Here is a 3,529-nt window from a genome sequence, read left to right as displayed (position 1 = left end):
GCCGGCCTTGTTCTCCGGCTGGCTCGAGATGCCGTAGTGGTTCACCACGGTCGTGTGACCCTCGCTGTTCGCCGCGGCCAGCAAGTCCTTCAGAGTCGCGGTCGCACCGCGCTCGATCCCCGGAAGGGCGCGGGTGGCCCACCACTGGTCGGACGAGGCGGCATTGGTCTCACCAGCCCCCTCCGGAGCAGTCCAGACGAGCGTGAGGAATCCGTCGCTCGAACCGGCGACGTTGGCGCCGGTCACGCGGATCTGCCAGTTGGCCTGGCCTGCGGACTTCTCGAAGGTGAGGGCCTTGTTGTTCTTCACCAGATCGGCGAGCGGGAGGTCACCGGCACTGTGATAAGACGCCTGTCGCGGGGTCTGCTCGGTGGTCACGAGTTCCAGCGAACCGTCCCGGTCCACCACATTCGTGGCGGAAAGCTTTCCGGCCTGACCTTGCTCATCGCCGAACACATTTCCCCAACCGGCCGCATCGACCGGGGTCGACACCTTCGCACAGTTCGTGTCGGACACCGGTGCGGCATTCGCCCCAGGCCGGAGCGATAAAGCCTGCAACGCCAAGAGCTGCACCAATAGTGGTAGGGCGAATGAGATTTCGTTTCATATGTTTTGCCTCCATATACATTTCGGCTGACGGACTTCGGCGAACGTAACAAACGAAAACGCAACGTACCACCCCTGTTGAGAAATAGATCACACCTTCAATTTCACACGACGCCAATGCAATTCGTCGACTTACGGCAATTCCGACAGAGCGCCGAATTCTCGTATTCGTTCCTCGCGGAACGGAATGTTCGATGGGAGAAGTGGCCGTGCGAATCAGCTGTATCCGGCGGCCCGCAACGCCGACATCAGCTCGGAGCGCGACCCGGCATCCAATCGGCGTCGAATCCGGGACACATGGTGCTCCACGGTCTTCGCCGAGATGAACAGCCGAGCACCGATCTCCCGATATGTGAAGCCCTGCAGCAGTTCTCGGGCGACCTCGGCTTCCCTGTCGGTCAGCAAACCGTCGACGGGTCGGGGACGTCGCCGATCCGCGTCAACCGAGCGGGCGGTCTCCAGGAGGTCCGCAGCGGCGCTCGGGTCGGCGGCATGCAACCCCGCAATCCCCGCCAAACGTACTGCTTCCCAGATCAATCCGTTCGACCGTAGGGCCGCGACCGCGCCGGCGACCCGGTCGTCGGTGATGTTCCCGGCCTGCTCGAAAGTGAGTGCCGACCAGGTGCGGGCGGCCGTCGCGAGGCCCGATGCCCGCGCGTGCTGCGCGGTCGTGGCGTCGAGGTGCCGTTGTCGCTCGGCTGCGAACTCGGCGTCGCGGGCGATGGCGGCTGCTCGAACTCCGGCGAAATGCCAAGGCGCCGACCATGTCACCGGGTTGTCCAAGGCGTCGAGCAATCGATCAGCCGCGGTGATGTACCGGCCGATCGACGCGGTGTCGGCCAGCCGGGCGGCAGCCTGCCAGAACTCTGCGAGTGGACGCAGGAGATAGAGGTCGACCTCGATCGCGGCGAGCAGTGACAGACCTTCCGGCCACAGCGCCGTCAGCGCCGGGACGTCACCGTTGCGACGCGCCAGGCCGAGGCGGATGGCGTGGACTCGGAACCGGTCGACCATGCCGATGGGTTCGGTGGTCGGCAGCAGACGGGTGACCGACTCGAGGTCGCCGCTGGTCAGTGCGATCTCCGCCTCGAGCAGAGCACCATCGGCGGATTCACCGGCCGCTGCCCGGAGTGTCCTGGCCGCATGCACGTCGCCGCTGTTCAGCGCGAGCGCGACGGCGGCGTGCAACGTCCTCGCGGCTGCCGGACCCGACCTGCTCGGTACGGCGGCCGTGAGCCCACGGACCACGAGGTCGACCCCGTCGCCGGGACCGCCGTCGACGGTGCCGCCGACCGAGGCGAGCAGACCCCGGATCGCCAACGATCGCACGGCACGGACACCCACCGGCGGCTGCCCGTCACCCGCGGCGGCGATCGCCGAGGCAGCGGTCCGGTCCCCGACCGCCAGGAGTGCGGTCACCGCGGAAAGCGTCTCCGCCGCAACGTTGTCCGATCCGAGCCAGCGATACAGGTCCGCCGAATGGGAACCGAGACCCCGGTGTGCCGCGACCACAGCCGCGACCCCCACCCAGTGTTCGATCCCGTTCTCGCCCGGGTCGGCCGACTCGAGTCGGGCATCCGCGACCGCACCGGCGCCATCGATGTCACCGGACGCCAACGCGCGCTGGGCCATCAGGAGACGAACGTCGTCACGTCCCGGTTCGACACGATCGGCGGCCCGGAGAAGGACCACCGCGCGCGCTGCGGTGGCATCGGCCGCACCTTCCAGCAGGGCGTCGACGAGCCGCGGGTCCTCGACCCCCGACTCCGCGGCGTGCAACGCGTCGTCGGCGGTCAGTTCGGTCGCCCGCAGACGCACTGCGGCCGACGTACGGCGGAGCTCATCGAGTCGCCGGTTCCCGAGGACGGCGTGCAGCGGTTCGCGTGCGGACGACACGAAGACGTCGGCGCCGCGCAGCAGACCGCTTCCCCGCGCGCGGTCCAGTGCCCCGACTGCTGCGTCCCGCGGGACGTCCAGGGTCTCGGCGAGGCTCTCGGGGTCCAGCGGGGCCCGTACCGACGCGAGGGCCAGGACGGACAGCGTCGTCGGGTCGAGACCCCGGAGCAGTCGATGGTGGCGATCGCGCGCCACGCGTTCGACGACCGCCATCTCGTCGACCGGTTCCCCGGGAGCGGCGGCCGCAGCGGCTTCCCGGATCGAGAGCAGCGCGGCGGTCACGACGGTGCGGGCACCACCGCAGCGTCGGCGGATCTGCGATGCGGTCGCCGGTGTCAGTGTGAGACCGGTCCGAGCCGCGTGGGTCAGTACGTCCGCCGTGCTCATCGCGCCGAGTTCGAGGAGCGTGCCGGAGCGTCGGGCGAGATCCAGCACCCGGCGGAGGACCTGATCGGTCTCGCGTGGTTCGGTCGTGGCGATCAGCTGGATGGTTCCGGCGTCGACCATCGTCGCCATCCGTGCGACGAGGTCACCCGGCCAGGTGTGGAGGTCGTCGGCGAGTACCACCATCGGCCCGGCCGGGACGTCGGTCGAGGGCATGCCGACACTGACCGGGACGTCGAGACCACGCAAGCGCTCGTGCATGGCCTTCAGCAGACCCGTGCGACCGCTTCCCGGGGTGCCCACGACGACCGCACAGAGCGAGAGCTTCGCAGGGGCACGGTCGAGGATGTCGTCGACCCAGGTCGACGCGGGAGTGGGGTCCCGGCGATCGCCGACCGTCGGGGTGGGCGAGGTCGCCGCTCGCCCCACGTCAGCAGACGACACGGGTGACGCCACAGACGACCTGACCGGTTCCGTCGAGGATCTTGCCGGGCGCCTGCAGAACACCGCCCGGGGTGATGCCGTTACCGCCCGATCCTTCTTCGGGACTCGGCTCGGGGGAATCCGCCGGGGGGTTCTCGACGGGCGCGGGCGAGGTACCGGGGTTCGGCGCCGACGGAGCCGCCGGCGCGGGGGCCGGCCC

Annotated in this window: 2 protein-coding genes and 1 pseudogene; all 3 read right to left on the bottom strand. The window is 69.1% G+C overall.

Annotated elements, in window-relative coordinates; translation table 11 throughout:
- On the bottom strand, nucleotides 1–492 hold a 492-nt coding region (locus tag GOAMI_RS22140), incomplete at its 3' end, for a hypothetical protein (RefSeq protein ID WP_006438875.1).
- A 330-nt stretch (nucleotides 493–822) separates the two neighbouring features.
- Nucleotides 823–3,330, bottom strand: a complete 2,508-nt coding sequence (locus GOAMI_RS22135) for a LuxR family transcriptional regulator (RefSeq protein WP_157228364.1) — start codon at nucleotides 3,328–3,330, stop codon at nucleotides 823–825.
- Nucleotides 3,317–3,529, bottom strand: a pseudogene (locus tag GOAMI_RS22130) (Hsp70 family protein); the annotation flags it as partial. The gene GOAMI_RS22135 and the pseudogene GOAMI_RS22130, both read right to left, overlap by 14 nt.

It is taken from the genome of Gordonia amicalis NBRC 100051 = JCM 11271, from assembly GCF_000332995.1.
In the GTDB taxonomy this organism is placed as follows: Bacteria; Actinomycetota; Actinomycetes; order Mycobacteriales; family Mycobacteriaceae; genus Gordonia; species Gordonia amicalis.
Note: the sequence above shows the minus strand (reverse complement) of the source record. Positions and strands in the feature narration are given on the sequence as shown.